The organism is Streptomyces sp. CB00316 (assembly GCF_001905595.1).
In the GTDB taxonomy this organism is placed as follows: Bacteria; Actinomycetota; Actinomycetes; order Streptomycetales; family Streptomycetaceae; genus Streptomyces.
On sequence record NZ_LIXI01000006.1, the window covers coordinates 417,938 to 432,440 of the forward strand.

Below are 14,503 nucleotides of genomic sequence, written 5' to 3' on the forward strand. Positions count from 1 at the left end.
GGCTGCCTATCCTTTCCCCGTTACCGATCAACTGCCCGAGGAGATCGCCATGACCGCCACCCCCATCGCCGTCGTCACCGGCGCGAGCAGCGGCATCGGCGCCGCGACCGCCCGCACACTGGCCGCCGCCGGATTCCGGGTCGTGCTCACCGCGCGCCGCAAGGACCGGATCGAGGCGCTCGCCGCCGAGATCACCGAGGCCGGCCACGAGGCGACGGCCTACGCCCTGGACGTGACCGACCGCACGGCCGTCGACGAGTTCGCCACCGCCTTCCGCTCCCTGGCCCTCCTCGTCAACAACGCGGGCGGCGCACTGGGCGCCGACCCGGTGGCGACCGGCGACCCCGCCGACTGGCGCCAGATGTACGAGACGAACGTGATCGGCACCCTCAACGTCACCCAGGCCCTGCTCCCCGCCCTCACCGCGAGCGGCGACGGCACCATCGTGATCCTCTCCTCCACCGCCGCCCTCTCCTCCTACGAGGGCGGCGGCGGCTACGTGGCCGCCAAGCACGGCGAACACGTCCTCGCCGAGACCCTGCGCCTGGAGATCGTCGGCACCCCGGTCCGCGTCATCGAGGTGGCCCCCGGCATGGTCAAGACCGACGAGTTCGCCACCACCCGCTTCCGCGGCGACACCGAGAAGGCCGCCAAGGTCTACGCGGGCGTGGACGCCCCCCTCACCGCCGAGGACGTGGCCGACACCATCGGCTGGGCCGTCACCCGCCCCAGCCACGTCAACATCGACCTCCTGGTGGTCCGCCCCCGCGCCCAGGCCTCCAACACGAAGGTCCACCGCACCCTGTAGCGGATGCGGTGGACCGGGCGGTGGTGAGGCGGCTGGGGCAAAGGGGCCTCAGCCCTTCACACACACCACCTGCTTGAGCTTCGCGACGACCTCGACCAGGTCGCGCTGCTGCTCCATGACCTGCTCGATCGGCTTGTACGCGGCCGGGATCTCGTCCAGGACGCCGGAGTCCTTGCGGCACTCCACACCGCGCGTCTGCTCCTCCAGGTCGCGCACCGTGAAGCGCCGCTTGGCCGCGTTCCGGCTCATCCGGCGACCGGCCCCGTGGGAGGCCGAGTTGAACGCCTTCTCGTTGCCGAGACCCTTCACGATGTACGAGCTGGTGCCCATCGAGCCGGGGATGATCCCGTACTCACCGGAGCCCGCGCGGATCGCTCCCTTGCGGGTGACCAGCAGATCCGCCCCGTCGTACCGCTCCTCCGCCACGTAGTTGTGGTGACAGGAGATCTCCTGCTCGAAGACCGGCTTCGCCTTCTTGAACTCCTTGCGGACCACGTCCTTGAAGAGCGCCATCATGATCGCGCGGTTGTACTTGGCATACTCCTGCGCCCAGTACAGATCGTTCCGGTAGGCGGCCATCTGCGGGGTGTCCGAGATGAACACCGCCAGGTCCCGGTCGACGATGCCCTGGTTGTGCGGCAGCTTCTGCGCGATCCCGATGTGGTGCTCGGCCAGCTCCTTGCCGATGTTCCGGGAGCCGGAGTGCAGCATCAGCCACACGCTCCCGTCACCGTCCAGGCAGAACTCGATCATGTGGTTGCCCGATCCGAGCGTTCCCATCTGCTTCGTGGCACGTTCCTGACGGAACTTGACCGCTTCGGCGATCCCGTCGAACCGCCCCCAGAAGTCGTCCCACCCGGACGTCGGGAACCCGTGCAGCCTCCCCGGGTCCACCGCGCCGTCGTGCATCCCGCGGCCCACCGGAATGGCCTGTTCGATCCTGGAGCGCAGCCGTGACAGGTCGCCGGGAAGATCGTTCGCCGTCAGGGACGTCCTGACCGCGGACATCCCGCAGCCGATGTCGACCCCCACCGCGGCCGGGCAGACCGCACCCTGCATCGCGATCACCGAACCGACCGTGGCCCCCTTGCCGAAGTGGACGTCCGGCATGACGGCGAGACCCCTGATCCAGGGCAGCGTGGACACGTTCCGCAGCTGCTGCATCGCCACGTCCTCGACCGACGCGGGATCGGCCCACATACGGATGGGGACCTTCGCCCCCGGCACCTCTACGTACGACATAGCTCCTCGATTCCCCCGAGATTCCCCCGAAAAGACTGAAAGCGCAAAACCGGGCCCAAGGTCGGCAAACAAGTCGGCCGACCGGCATTCACAGCGGCGCGTGCGATACACATTGTGTCCATCGGCCGCCTCCGAGCGGCAACATGTTTTCCGTACCGAAGGGAGCCTGGGACGGTGCGACACATGGCGTACGTACCCGGCGTCGCGCTCCTCGCAGCGCTCGCCGTCGGCTGCAGTGCCGGCTCCGACGGCAGCGCCACCGACGCCGACAGCAAGCCGGGCGGCCCCACCGTCACCACCGCGCCTCCGGGCAAGTACAGGACCCTGCCCGCGCCCTGCCGCGCCGTACCGGCCTCCACGCTCAAGGACCTGCTCCCGGGCGTCGCGGAGCTGCCCCGGCAGTCGCAGGAGAAGGCGTTGCGGGGGTCGCCGACCATCACGTACGACACCGACCGCAAGGTCGGCTGCAGCTGGAAGGCCGACGCCCCGGACTCCTCCCGGAACCTCTCGATCGACTTCGAACGTGTCGTTTCGTACGACCCCCTCGTGAGCGACGACGACCGCGCCCGCGCCCTGTACGTGAAGAAGGAGAACGCGGCCGAGCTGCCGGGGAGCACCGCGCCCGGCACGGCCCCGGAGAAGGGCGCGCCGAAGACCACGCAGGCGGAGGGGAAGGGGCAGGAGAAGGCGACGGGGAAGCCCGGTGACGGCAAGGGCGCGGAGGATCCCATGCCCTCCGGCTCCGACGGCGCCTCCTCCGGCACCCCGGGGACGCCGGGCGACGACGAGGACCTGCGGCCGCGGGTGGTCGACGGGCTCGGAGATGCCGCTTTTCTGGACGATCTCCTCACCCGGGCAGGTTCCACCGCACAGCACCGCACGGTGAGCGTGGTATTCCGCACATCTAATGTGATCGTCACCGTCCGGTACGGCGAGCAGCCGACCCTCGTCACCAAGGTGCCCGACAGCAAGGAACTGCAGGACAAGGCCCAGGCACTGGCCCGGAAGCTGGCCGAGGCGATCAGCGAGTAGGGCAGGCCCCGGGGCCTGCGGGCGGCCGGTCCGCGGGCCGTCCGGGTCCGTGACGAGGGCGCCGCGGGGGCGCCGCCCGTCGTAACGTGGCACCACGAACGAGACCTCCGTGCCGTCCGAGTGAAGGAACCATGCACCGATCAGCTCCGCGACTGTCCCGCATACTCGCCTGCGCCGCCGTTCCGGTGATGCTCGTAGCCGTCGGCTGCTCGTCGGACTCCGGCTCCGACGCCAAGAAGGCCACGGGCTCCTCCTCCTCGTCGTCCGACGCCGCCGGGGCCGAGCCGACGAAGCCCGCGGTCGAGCCGGCGAAGTTCACCGACCTGCCCGACGCCTGCACCTCGATCGAGAAGAAGACAGTCAAGGACCTGGTGCCCGAAGCCAAGAAGAAGGGCGGCACCGCCGGCCGCTCCAGCGACCTCTCGGTGCGCGGCAGCTGCTCGTGGAACGGGCTGGACGACAAGGGCGTCAACGGCTCCCAGTACCGCTGGCTGTCCGTCGCCTTCACACGCTTCGACTCGGACCAGTCGCTGGGCAGCGGCGCCGCGCGCGCCACCGAGGACTACACGAAGCAGGTGGCCAAGGAGAAGGCGAGCGAGGGCGCGCAGAAGGTCGCCGCGGCCGCCGCCACCGGCATCGGCGACGAGGCCACGGCGATCACGTACAAGCTCAACAAGACGGACGAGGACTTCGAGTACGCCACGGTCGTGGCGCGTACGGGCAATGTCGTCGTCACCCTGACGTACAACGGCGCGGGCTACGCGGGGTCGAAGACCCCCTCCGCCGCCGACATCCTCAAGGGCGCCCAGAAGGCGGCGAAGGAAGCGGTCGGCAAGGTCGACGCCACCGCCGGTTCCGGCAGCGCGGAGGCCACACCGCCGGCCGGGGAGGCCGAGAAGGACGACAAGAAGGGCGACGAGAAGGCCGCGTCGGAGGCCACGCCCAAGTCGTGACCTGAGCCGGCCCGGAGCCCCGAACTCCCAGGCCGCACAGTGTTTTCCGGAGCCCGGTCCTCCGCCGAGGGCCGGGCTCCGCCCCTCCCCGCGCAACGCGACTCGCACACGTGTGCCAGGCTGTGCCAGCGCCGGACGTGGATGCCGGACGGAGAGAAGAAGTCGGGGAGGGGAGCGCCGGTGGCCGCCATACCGCTGACACGCACACACCGGATACTCATCGGGATCGTCGTCGCCGGTGCGGTGGTCATCGCCGCGATCGGGTTCGCGGGCTCCTACGCGGCCGTGCGCGAGCTGGCCGAGGCCAAGGGGTTCGGCCGGTTCTCCCTGGTCTTCCCCATCGGCATCGACGCGGGCATCTGTGTCCTGCTCGCCCTGGACCTGCTGCTGACGTGGATGCGGATCCCGTTCCCGCTGCTGCGCCAGACGGCGTGGCTGCTGACCGCCGCGACCATCGCGTTCAACGGCGCCGCCTCCTGGCCCGATCCGCTCGGCACCGCGATGCACGCGGTGATCCCGGTCCTGTTCGTCGTCTCCGTGGAGGCCGCCCGGCACGCGGTGGGCCGGATCGCGGACATCACGGCCGACAAGCACATGGAGGGCGTGCGCCTCACCCGCTGGCTGCTCTCCCCCATACCGACGTTCAAGCTGTGGCGGCGCATGAAGCTGTGGGAGCTGCGCAGTTACGAGCAGGTCATCAAGCTCGAACAGGAGCGGCTGATCTACCAGGCCCGCCTCCAGGCCCGGTTCGGCCGCAACTGGCGCCGCAAGGCGCCGGTCGAGTCGATGATGCCGCTGCGGCTGGCGAAGTACGGCGTCCCGCTCGCCGAGACCGCCCCGGCCGGGCTCGCCGCCGCCGGCATCGAGCCGGCCCTGCTGCCGCCCGCCCCGAAGGCCGAACTGCCGTACGGGCCCCGGCGGGTGCCGGACCTGGAGCAGAGCCAGGAGCACGGGTACGAGCAGGGGCGCGAGGAGCAGGCGCCACAGCAGGAACAGGCCCAGCAGCACCCGCAGCAGCAACAGCAACAGCAACAGCCGATGTCGCTCCAGAAGCAGGAGCCTCAGCAGCAACTCCAGGCGCAGGCCCAACCCCCCGAGCAGACCCCGCAGGTCCCGCCCACCCACGACAGCCCCTGGTTCGCCGCCCAGAAGCTTCCCGAGGGTCCGCACGCGAGCGCGTACGACCCGCAGCACGCCGAAGGCCTGGAGCCCACGCCCGCGGCCGTCCCCCTGGGCCCCGGCCGCACCCGCCCCCTCGGCAACGTCGGCACGATCGGCGCCGTCCCGCACTCCCGCCGCGAGGCCCCGGAGGCCGTGCGGCAGGAACCCGTGCAGCAGGCCGCCGATGAGGAGCCGCCCGCCGTGCCCGCCCCCGGCCCCGAGGACGCGCCGCAGTTGGAGGAGTGGTCCCAGGAGGACAACGACTTCGCCGACCGCGCGTACGAGGAGTTCAGCGCGTACACGGACCAGGAGGGCCAGTACCCGAACATCGAGACCCTCGACATCCACCTGGCCGACCGGCGCAATGTGCACCACCCGCGCTCGGCCGAGCTGCTCCAGCAGCTGATGCCGCAGTTCAAGGACCTGTACGTGGAGCGGGTCACGGCCGACCAGAGCGCCTGATCCGGAACGCACCGCCGGAAAGACGAAAGGGCCGCCGCCCGGGAGGAGTTCCCGGGCGGCGGCCCTTGTCCGTACGGACGGCCCCGTACGTACCGCGCTACGCGCCCAGCAGCCGGCGCACCCGCTCCGCCCCCACCGCGAGCAGCAGCGTGGGCAGGCGGGGCCCCGTGTCGCGGCTGACGAGCAGCCGGTACAGCAGGGCGAAGAAGGACCGCTGGGCGGCCTTCAGCTCGGGCGTCGGCTTGGCGTCCGGCTCCAAGCCGGCCAGCACCTTCGGCACGCCGTAGACGAGCGTGGTGAGCCCGTCCAGCGACCAGTGCGTGTCCAGCCCCTCCAGGAGGAGGCGCAGCGACTCGCGACCCTGGTCGTCGAGGGAGCCCAGGAGCTCCTTGTCGGGCTCGTCGCGGACGATGGTGCGGGCCTCGGCCGGGACCTGGGTGGTGATCCAGTTCTCGGCCCGGTCCAGGCGCGGGCGCGCCTCGTCCAGCGAGGTCAGCGGGTTCTCCGGGTCGAGCTCGCTGAGGATGCGCAGGGTCTGGTCCTCTGCGCCGGCGGTGATGTCGGCGACCGAGGCCAGCGTCCGGTACGGCAGCGGGCGCGGGGTGCTGGGAAGCTCCCCGGCCGCCGTGCGGACGGCCCGCGAGTACGCGGCGGCGTCGGCGGGCAGCACCGTGCCGTCGGCGACCTTGCGGCCCAGCGAGTCCCACTCGTCGTACAGCCGCTGGATCTCCTGGTCGAAGGCGATCTTGAACGACTGGTTGGGCCTGCGGCGGGCGTAGAGCCAGCGCAGCAGCGGCGCCTCCATGATCTTCAGCGCGTCGGCCGGGGTGGGGACCCCGCCCTTGCTGGAGGACATCTTGGCCATGCCGGAGATGCCGACGAAGGCGTACATGGGCCCGATGGGCTGCACGCCGTCGAAGACCTCGCGGACGATCTGGCCGCCGACGACGAAGGAGGAGCCGGGCGAGGAGTGGTCGACGCCGCTGGGCTCGAAGACCACACCCTCGTACGCCCAGCGCATCGGCCAGTCGACCTTCCACACCAGCTTGCCGCGGTTGAACTCGTTGAGCCGGACCGTTTCGGCGAAGCCGCACCCCGAGCAGGTGTAGTTCAGCTCGGTGGTGTCGTCGTCGTAGGAGGTGACGACGGTGAGGTCCTTCTCGCAGTTGCCGCAGTAGGGCTTGTACGGGAAGTAGCCGGCGCTGTTGCCGCTGCCGTCGTCCTCGTCGGCTGCGCCGGAGCCCTCGGCGGCCTCCAGCTCGGCCTCGTCGACCTTCTTCTGCTGCTGCGGCTTCCTACCGGCCTTGGCGGCGGCCGCCGGGTCCTTCTTCGTCCGGTAGCGGTCAAGTACGGCGTCGATGTCGGCGCGGTGCCTCATCGCGTGCAGGACCTGCTCGCGGTAGGCCCCCGCGGTGTACTGCTCCGTCTGGCTGATCCCGTCGTACTCGACGCCCAGCTCGTCCAGGGCCGCCGTCATGGCGGCCTTGAAGTGCTCGGCCCAGTTCGCGTACGCGGAGCCGGCCGGGGCGGGCACCGAGGTCAGCGGCTTGCCGATGTGCTCGGCCCAGGACGCGTCGACCCCGGGGACCCCGTTCGGGACCTTGCGGTAGCGGTCGTAGTCGTCCCAGGAGATCAGGTGGCGCACGGTGCGGCCGCGGCGGCGGATCTCGTCGGCGACCAGGTGCGGGGTCATGACCTCGCGGAGGTTGCCGAGGTGGATCGGGCCCGACGGGGAAAGGCCGGAGGCGACGACGACCGGTTTGCCAGGCGCACGACGCTCCGATTCGGCGATGACATCGTCCGCGAAGCGGGAGACCCAGTCGGTCTCGGTGCTGGTCTGACTCTCGGCCACGGTCGGCACGTCCTTCTCTCGTCTGTCGGTCCCAGTGGGTTACCGACCATTCTCCCAGCTACCCCCCGTAGCGCGAAAACGGCTTCACGCCCCGTGGGATACTGGGGAGATCCCTTTGTACCCCTACGGAAACGGCAGCCCGTCCCATGCCTGAGCACGGCTCGGTCCCTTCCCTCGCTTCCACGCTCCAGCAGCTGCTGGCGGACGCCCTGACGGCAGCTCTGCCGGATGCCGGCACCGCAGACCCGCTGCTGCGCCGAAGCGACCGGGCCGACTTCCAGGCCAACGGCATCCTGGCGCTCGCCAAGAAGCTCAAGGGCAACCCGCGGGAGCTGGCCGGCCAGGTCACGGCCGCCCTTCCGGCGGGTGAGCTGATCAAGGACATCGAGGTCTCCGGGCCCGGCTTCCTCAACATCACGCTCGCGGACAGGGCGATCGTCGAGACGCTGGCCGCCCGGGCCGCCGACCCCGAGGGCCGCCTCGGCGTGCCGGTTGACGCGGCGGCCGGGACCACGGTCATCGACTACGCCCAGCCGAACGTGGCCAAGGAGATGCACGTCGGCCACCTGCGGTCGGCGGTCATCGGCGACGCGATGGTCAAGATCCTGGAGTTCACCGGCGAGAGCGTGGTCCGGCGCCACCACATCGGCGACTGGGGCACCCAGTTCGGGATGCTCATCCAGTATCTGACCGAGCACCCGGGCGCCCTGAAGCACGAGGGCGACGCGGCGGACGGCGAGGCGGCGATGTCGACGCTGAACCGGGTCTACAAGGCGTCGCGTGCGCTGTTCGACTCCGACGAGGAGTTCAAGGCGCGCTCGCGGGACCGGGTGGTGGCCCTCCAGGCCGGGGACCCTCGGACGCTGGAGCTGTGGCAGGGCTTCGTCGACGAGTCGAAGATCTACTTCCACTCCGTCTTCGACAAGCTCGACATGGAGATCCGCGACCCCGACATCGTCGGTGAGTCCGGCTACAACGACATGCTGGAGGAGACCTGCCGCATCCTGGAGGAGACGGGGGTCGCCGTCCGCTCCGAGGGCGCGCTCTGCGTGTTCTTCGACGATGTGCTGGGCCCGGACGGCAACAAGGTCCCGCTCATCGTGAAGAAGACGAACGGCGGCTACGGCTACGCGGCGACCGACCTCTCCGCGATCCGCAACCGGGTCCAGGACCTCAAGGCCGACACCCTCCTCTACGTGGTGGACGCACGGCAGTCGCTGCACTTCAAGATGGTCTTCGAGACGGCCCGCCGGGCGGGCTGGCTCAACGAGGACGTGCAGGCCGTGCAGCTCGCGTTCGGCACGGTCCTCGGCAAGGACGGCAAGCCGTTCAAGACCCGTGAGGGCGAGAGCGTGCGGCTGGAGGACCTCCTCGACGAGGCGGTCTCCCGGGCCACGGCGGTCGTGCGGGAGAAGGCCGGGAAGGTGGGCCTGAGCGAGGACGAGATCGTGGAGAACGGCCGGTACGTCGGGGTCGGCGCCGTGAAGTACGCGGACCTGTCCACCTCCGCCGTGCGGGACTACAAGTTCGACCTGGACCAGATGGTGTCGCTGCACGGCGACACGTCGGTGTACCTCCAGTACGCGTACGCCCGGATCCGGTCGATCCTGCGCAAGGCGGGCGACGCGGTCCCGGCCGCCCACCCGGAGCTGGCGCTGGCCCCGGCCGAGCGCGCGCTCGGCCTGCACCTGGACCAGTTCGGCGAGGTGCTCTCCGAGGTCGCGTCGGGGTACGAGCCGCACAAGCTGGCCGCGTACCTCTACCAGCTGGCGTCGCACCTCACCACGTTCTACGACCAGTGCCAGGTGCTCAGCCCGGACAACGCGCCCGAGGTCGTCGAGAACCGGCTCTTCCTGGTCGAGCTGACCGCCCGGACCCTGCACCAGGGGATGGCGCTGCTGGGCATCAGGACGCCCGAGCGGCTCTGACCCCACCCCGCTGCTGTACGCAGGTCGGCCCCGGCACCTTCACAGGCGCCGGGGCCGACCTGCGTACGTTCCTACGAGGTCGTCACTGCGGGCGCCCCAGCGCCCACCCCGACACGTCCGCGAGCCGCCCGCGCCACAGCGGCAGCGAGACCGCGCTCATGGCGCCGCCGAGCAGCGTCACGTCCCGCAGGTGGATCCACCGCGGCAGCCGGGCCGTCCGCGCGTCCTGCTCCTGGCCGTGCAGCTCCCGTAGGCCCTGGTCGACCGTCTCGGGGAACTCGGCCAGCAGGTTGGCGCCCTCGCCCTCGACCTGACGCAGGCTCCTGGACCACTCGGCCTTCCACTGCTCGTGGCCGATCGCGTCGCCGTGCAGCAGGCCGCCGGGGTGGGTGAGGGTGAGGGGCAGGCCGGCGCGCGGGTCCTCGTCCAGGAGCTGGATGAGCAGCTGGAGCTGGAGGTCGGGCAGGGGCTCGGTGATCACCGCGGCTGCCGATGCCGGTGAGGTGTCGGCTGAGACGCTCATGGGCCCTTCCCTTCACAAGACGGACGCTGCTCTCCACGCCTGCCCGGTCAGCCCCTGGGCACACGCGCGAATCCGGCCTCAAAGATCCCCGGTGATCCCCGGAGGTCCTCAGAGATAGCGGCGGATCGGTACGACGGCCGCTTCCCGCACCCGCTGGAGGACATCGCGCCGCTTCCACCGGCCCCGCTCGATCAGCACGCTCTTCTCACGGTCCTCGTCGAAGTGGCCGTCCAGCGCGTCGGTGAAGTCGCGGTCCATGACCGCGAGCATGACCTCCTCGTCGTGGTCGAGGGAGCGCCGGTTGAAGTTGGTGGAGCCGATGAGGGAGGCGACCCGGTCGATGGTGACGGTCTTGGTGTGCATCATCGTCGGCTGGTACTGGTAGATCTTCACCCCGCACTCGGTGAGTTCCTCGTAGTGGCGCTGCCCGGCGAGCTGGCAGACCCGCTTGTCGGTGTGCGGGCCCGGCAGCAGGATCTCGACCTCCACCCCGCGCCGGGCGGCGGCGCAGAGCAGGCCGGTGAAGTAGTCGTCGGGTGCGAAGTAGGCGGTGGTGAGGCGGATGCGCTCCTCGGCGGATTCGAGGACGACCCGCATCAAGGTCTGCATGTCCTGCCAGCCGAAGGAGGAGGAGCCGCGGACGACCTGGACGACCGCGTCACCGTGGTGGCCGCTCGCCACGAACCGGTCGCGCTCGTCGAAGAGTTCCTCCTGGCACTCGGCCCAGTTCTGCGCGAAGGCGGCGGCGAGCCCGTCGACGGCGGGGCCGCGGACCTGCACATGGGTGTCGCGCCACTCGTGCTCGTTGCGCGCGTCGCCGCACCACTCCTCGGCTATCCCGACGCCGCCGGTGAACGCGGTGGACTCGTCGGTGATGAGGACCTTGCGGTGGCAGCGGTGGTTCTGCTTGAGCGGCGAGAGGTAGAGCGGCTTCCTGAACCAGGCGACCATCACCCCGGCCTCGTCCATCATGTCCAGCTGGCCCTTCTCGATCAGCCGGGAGCCGAAGCCGTCGAGCATGAGCCGGACCCGGACGCCGGCCCGGGCCCGGTCGGCGAGCGCCTCGGCGAACTCCTGGGCGATGTCACCCCGCCAGTAGACGAAGGTCATCATGTCGACGGTGTGCTCGGCGGACCGGATCGCCTTCAGCATCGCGCCGAAGATCTGGTCACCGTTGCGGAGCGGGAGCAGCGAGTTCCCCTCGGTGGCCGCGATCCCGATCAGCCGCTCCAGCCTGCGTCTGAGCCGCAGGGAGCGCTTCTCGCACACGTCCGGGTCGAGTTCCGCCTGCTCACCGCTCTGCGTACGCTCGCGCGGATCCTGTTCGGCTCGTTCGGAGGCTTCGGCTATGCCGGACATCGGTCACCTGGGGGTACGGGGGTGGGGCCGCCCGCCGTCCGGAGCGTCGCCGCACCGGGACGGGCGTGCCAGGGCGTCGGAGACTGTACTCCTCGGTACGGGCAGGGCTCAGCCCCGCTCCACCCTTCGGGCCCACCTGGCCTCGACTTCTCCCCTCCCTCGGCCGGCTCACCCCGCCAGATACGCCCGCAGGGCTCGTCCCAGTCGTACGAGGAGATGGTGACGGCCGGCGGAGGACGGGGACGAGGCCGGAGCGCCCGCGCCGCCTTCGGCCCGCGCCGCGACGAGATCGGCGGCGACCACGGTGGCCGGCACGAGGAGGGCCGCGACCCCGACGGCGGCGAGGAGCACCCGCGTACGCCACGAGAGCCGGGCCCAGGGGGAGCGGCCGGGAACAGGTTCCGGCACAGGAAGGGGCTCAGTCCGTCTTCCCGATCCTGGAGGACAGCAAGCCGCAGGCCGTGGTCACGCTCGCGCCCGGCGAGCGGGCGTACGCGGACATCGGCCTGACCGGCGAGCCCGGCAAGAGCAAACTCCACAAGAGCCGGAACCTGTCCGCGCACTTCGCCAAGCGCGACGGCTCGACCTACGACACGCCCGCCAATCTCAAACTCCCGGCCGAGACCTCCTGGGACGACAACGGCTTCGTCACCTACTGGCAGTCGGACCTGGCGGACGCCCTCATGTACTGACGCCGGATCGCCCTACAGAGGCTGATGCGTGAACCGTAGGTACGGTTCACGCATCAGCCTCTGCTCCCTCACGCATCACGCATCGGCCGGTGCCGGATCCGTCTCGTACCGCAGGAGCACCACGCCGTTGCCGAACGCCCGGCTCTCCAGGAGCCGCAGCCCCTGCCGGTCCGCCGCGTCCCCGAAGAAGGGGCGGCCCCGGCCGAGGAGGACGGGGTGGATGTAGACGCGGTACTCGTCCACGAGGTCCAGCCGTCGGAACGTCTCCACCAGGTCCGCCCCGCCGACGATCAGGTCCCCGGCGGCCGCGTCGCGCACCGCGCACACCTCGTCCCGGTCCACCTCGCGCAGCAGGGTCGCCCCCGGCCCCACGCTCTCCAGCGTCCGGGAGTAGACGTACTTCGGCATGTCCCGCCAGATGCCCGCGAATTCGGCCATCGGCCCGGCGCCGGCGGGGTCCTGGTCGGCGGTCGGCCAGAAATCCTCCATCAGCTGGTAGGTGACGCGCCCCTCGACGAACGCGCCCGCCGTCCGGAGGTAGTCGTTGAAGTGCTGGTGGACCTCCTCGTCGACGGAGTGCCAGTCGATGTCCCGGTCGGGGCCCTCGAAGAAGCCGTCGAGGGAGACCGAGATGGACGAGACGATCTTGTTCATGGAACCACCCACATCAGGTCGCCGGGAACAGACGACCGCGACGATACGCGCGCACCGGCCGGACGGCCCTCCCACGGAGCCGAGTCAGGCGACGTCACCCGTACGTCACGCGGTCTCCCTGCTTCGCGGCCTGCTTCTCCTCCTGCCGACGCACCATCTCGGCGATCCACGCCGGCGCGAACGGCGACGTGCAGTTCGGCGGGGTCGGGTGGTCCTTGAGCACCTCCAGGCGCTCACCGATGGCGACCGCGCGGGCGCGGTGCCCGGGGTGCTCGATGCCGATCTGGGCCAGGCAGTGGTTCATCGCCCACTGGAGGCGGTCCGGGGCGTCCTTCATCTCCGCCTCCACGGTGTCCAGCAGCCCGGCGAGGTCGAGTCCGTCGGGCTTCTTCGCCACCCGCTCGGTCGTCAGCGCCCACCCGGCGCTCGCGACCACGGGGTCGGGGTCCTCGGTCCAGGCGAGGCGCAGCTCCTCGGCGTGCGGGCTCTTCTTCACGACGTACTTGACGAGCCAGTCGTGCACCTTGGGGGCGCGCGCCTCGCGCAGCATGATGTCCAGCTCGCCGCGGCCGTAGGCCTTCGGCCGCGAGACGAGGATCGCCAGGAGCCGGGCCGCGGTGTCGTCCGTCGCCCAGAGTTCGCGGGCGAGGTCCTGCTGCGTCTTCAGCCGCTTGGCGAGGGCGCGCAGCTTGCCGAGGTGGACGCCGTGGTCGTCGCCGTGCTTCTCGTTGACCGCGCGCATCTTCGGGTCGTCGAGATCCGCCAGCTCGGCCATGACCTGCGCCGTCGGTCTCCCGGTCATCGCGGCCTCCTGTCCGTCCGGAAGTTTCACCCTATGCCCGAGGACGGCCGCCCGCTCCTGGTCATCCGGGGCTGTCAGTGGTGCCCCCTACAGTCACCACCATGGCGACGCTTCCGAACCCCCTGCCCTCCCTGGCCGCTTCAGGCCTGGACCTCCCGCCCGGCTCCCTGGTGGACGCCACACCGGACGGCCCCTGGCACGAACCGCTGCTCTGGTACGCGGACGGGCCCGCCGCTCCCCGTGACTGGACGGCCCTGCGGGCGGCCGGGCGACGGCTGGGGCTGTTGCCGGTGCTGGTCAACGGGGGCGCGCGCGGCCAGTGGCCCGAGGAGTGGGACCTGTGCCCGGACACCACGACGTATCCGGGCGACCACGACGCCGACGAGGTGCTGGCGGGGTACTGGAGGGAGTACGCGGACGACGAGGTCGGCGTCGGCGCGGAGCGCTCCGCCGGCTCCTGGCCCGGCCTCGCCCCGACGCCGGAGCAGGCCGGCGAGGACCCGGACGAGGCGGCCGCCGGCCTCGCGGGCGTGATCACGGCCGACCAGGGCAGCTGGCTCGGCGGCACCCGCATGGCCCTCGTCCCGGCCCGTCGCAGCGCGGACATACCGGCGGCGATCGGCTGGTCCGGCCCGGTGAACCACGAGAACGACGTGGCCCGGCTCTGCGCGGTGCTCCGCTCCTGGGAGGACCGCTACGACGCCCGGGTCGTGGTGCTCGGTTTCGACACGATGATCGTCTCCGTGGGCCGCCCGCCGGCCACCCCGGAGGAGGCCCGCGCGCTGGCCGCCGAGCACTACGCGTTCTGCCCGGACAACATCGACCAGTCCCCGCCGTACGACCTGGACGTCTACGCGGAGAAGCACCTGCTCGACCAGGAGGTGTGGTCGTTCTGGTGGGACTGACCCGGGCTGCCCGGGTCGGCGGCGGGTCGGACCCCAGCAGGGTGAAGGCGGGGTGGCGCTCGCCGCATCCGACACCGCCGTGGTCGCTTTCGTAGCATTCATGGCACTGGTCGACTGGCCCTGACAGAAA

13 protein-coding genes and 1 pseudogene are annotated in these 14,503 nt (G+C 70.9%); 7 read left to right on the forward strand and 7 right to left on the reverse strand.

All coding sequences use genetic code 11. The annotated features are described in order from the left end of the window. The first annotated feature begins 49 nt into the window (after positions 1-49). Entirely contained in the window at positions 50-808 is a 759-nt protein-coding gene (locus tag AMK21_RS20170) for an SDR family NAD(P)-dependent oxidoreductase (protein WP_073879823.1), read from the forward strand. Positions 809-856: 48 nt separating this feature from the next. Here the strand turns inward: AMK21_RS20170 and AMK21_RS20175 are convergent, their stop codons facing one another. Next, positions 857-2,050, reverse strand: coding sequence for an RtcB family protein (locus AMK21_RS20175; protein WP_073879825.1), 1,194 nt, complete (start codon positions 2,048-2,050; stop codon positions 857-859). 183 nt (positions 2,051-2,233) lie between these two features. Here AMK21_RS20175 and AMK21_RS20180 point away from each other — a divergent pair, with 183 nt between their 5' ends. The 3 genes from AMK21_RS20180 (at position 2,234) to AMK21_RS20190 (ending at position 5,658) form a co-directional block, all read left to right on the forward strand. Next, on the forward strand, positions 2,234-3,082 hold the full coding sequence (locus tag AMK21_RS20180; RefSeq protein WP_073879827.1) for a DUF3558 domain-containing protein: 849 nt from the start codon (positions 2,234-2,236) through the stop codon (positions 3,080-3,082). 131 nt (positions 3,083-3,213) lie between these two features. Further along, positions 3,214-4,035 carry a DUF3558 domain-containing protein gene (locus AMK21_RS20185; RefSeq protein WP_073879828.1) on the forward strand — a complete coding sequence of 274 codons (822 nt, stop codon included), beginning with the start codon at positions 3,214-3,216 and terminating at the stop codon, positions 4,033-4,035. A 180-nt stretch (positions 4,036-4,215) separates the two neighbouring features. Then, positions 4,216-5,658 carry a DUF2637 domain-containing protein gene (locus tag AMK21_RS20190; RefSeq protein ID WP_073879829.1) on the forward strand — a complete coding sequence of 481 codons (1,443 nt, stop codon included), beginning with the start codon at positions 4,216-4,218 and terminating at the stop codon, positions 5,656-5,658. Between the two features lie 97 nt (positions 5,659-5,755). Here AMK21_RS20190 and lysS read toward each other — a convergent pair whose 3' ends face one another. Further along, positions 5,756-7,519, reverse strand: coding sequence for a lysine--tRNA ligase (lysS, locus tag AMK21_RS20195; RefSeq protein WP_199863241.1), 1,764 nt, complete (start codon positions 7,517-7,519; stop codon positions 5,756-5,758). Between the two features lie 137 nt (positions 7,520-7,656). Here lysS and argS point away from each other — a divergent pair, with 137 nt between their 5' ends. Next, complete coding sequence (argS, locus tag AMK21_RS20200; protein WP_073879831.1) at positions 7,657-9,438, forward strand: arginine--tRNA ligase; 1,782 nt, start codon at positions 7,657-7,659, stop codon at positions 9,436-9,438. A gap of 82 nt (positions 9,439-9,520) precedes the next feature. Here argS and AMK21_RS20205 read toward each other — a convergent pair whose 3' ends face one another. The 3 genes from AMK21_RS20205 to AMK21_RS36670 all read right to left on the reverse strand — a co-directional run bounded on the left by AMK21_RS20205 (position 9,521) and on the right by AMK21_RS36670 (position 11,728). Then, complete coding sequence (locus tag AMK21_RS20205; RefSeq protein ID WP_073879832.1) at positions 9,521-9,961, reverse strand: hypothetical protein; 441 nt, start codon at positions 9,959-9,961, stop codon at positions 9,521-9,523. Between the two features lie 108 nt (positions 9,962-10,069). Continuing rightward, positions 10,070-11,320, reverse strand: coding sequence for a phospholipase D-like domain-containing protein (locus AMK21_RS20210; protein ID WP_199863242.1), 1,251 nt, complete (start codon positions 11,318-11,320; stop codon positions 10,070-10,072). Between the two features lie 168 nt (positions 11,321-11,488). Then, positions 11,489-11,728: a hypothetical protein gene (locus tag AMK21_RS36670; protein ID WP_267893925.1), complete on the reverse strand. Its 240-nt coding sequence runs from the start codon at positions 11,726-11,728 to the stop codon at positions 11,489-11,491. A 2-nt stretch (positions 11,729-11,730) separates the two neighbouring features. Here AMK21_RS36670 and AMK21_RS20215 point away from each other — a divergent pair. Next, a pseudogene (locus AMK21_RS20215) lies at positions 11,731-12,012 on the forward strand (hypothetical protein); the annotation flags it as partial. 75 nt (positions 12,013-12,087) lie between these two features. On the opposite strand, the gene AMK21_RS20220 reads toward AMK21_RS20215, so the two are convergent. Continuing rightward, positions 12,088-12,666 carry a dihydrofolate reductase family protein gene (locus AMK21_RS20220; RefSeq protein ID WP_073879833.1) on the reverse strand — a complete coding sequence of 193 codons (579 nt, stop codon included), beginning with the start codon at positions 12,664-12,666 and terminating at the stop codon, positions 12,088-12,090. 94 nt (positions 12,667-12,760) lie between these two features. Further along, positions 12,761-13,468, reverse strand: a complete 708-nt coding sequence (locus AMK21_RS20225; RefSeq protein ID WP_073879835.1) for a DNA alkylation repair protein — start codon at positions 13,466-13,468, stop codon at positions 12,761-12,763. A gap of 101 nt (positions 13,469-13,569) precedes the next feature. Between AMK21_RS20225 and AMK21_RS20230 the strand changes: the two genes are divergently transcribed. Further along, on the forward strand, positions 13,570-14,373 hold the full coding sequence (locus AMK21_RS20230) for a DUF4253 domain-containing protein (RefSeq protein ID WP_073879837.1): 804 nt from the start codon (positions 13,570-13,572) through the stop codon (positions 14,371-14,373). Positions 14,374-14,503 lie beyond the last annotated feature (130 nt).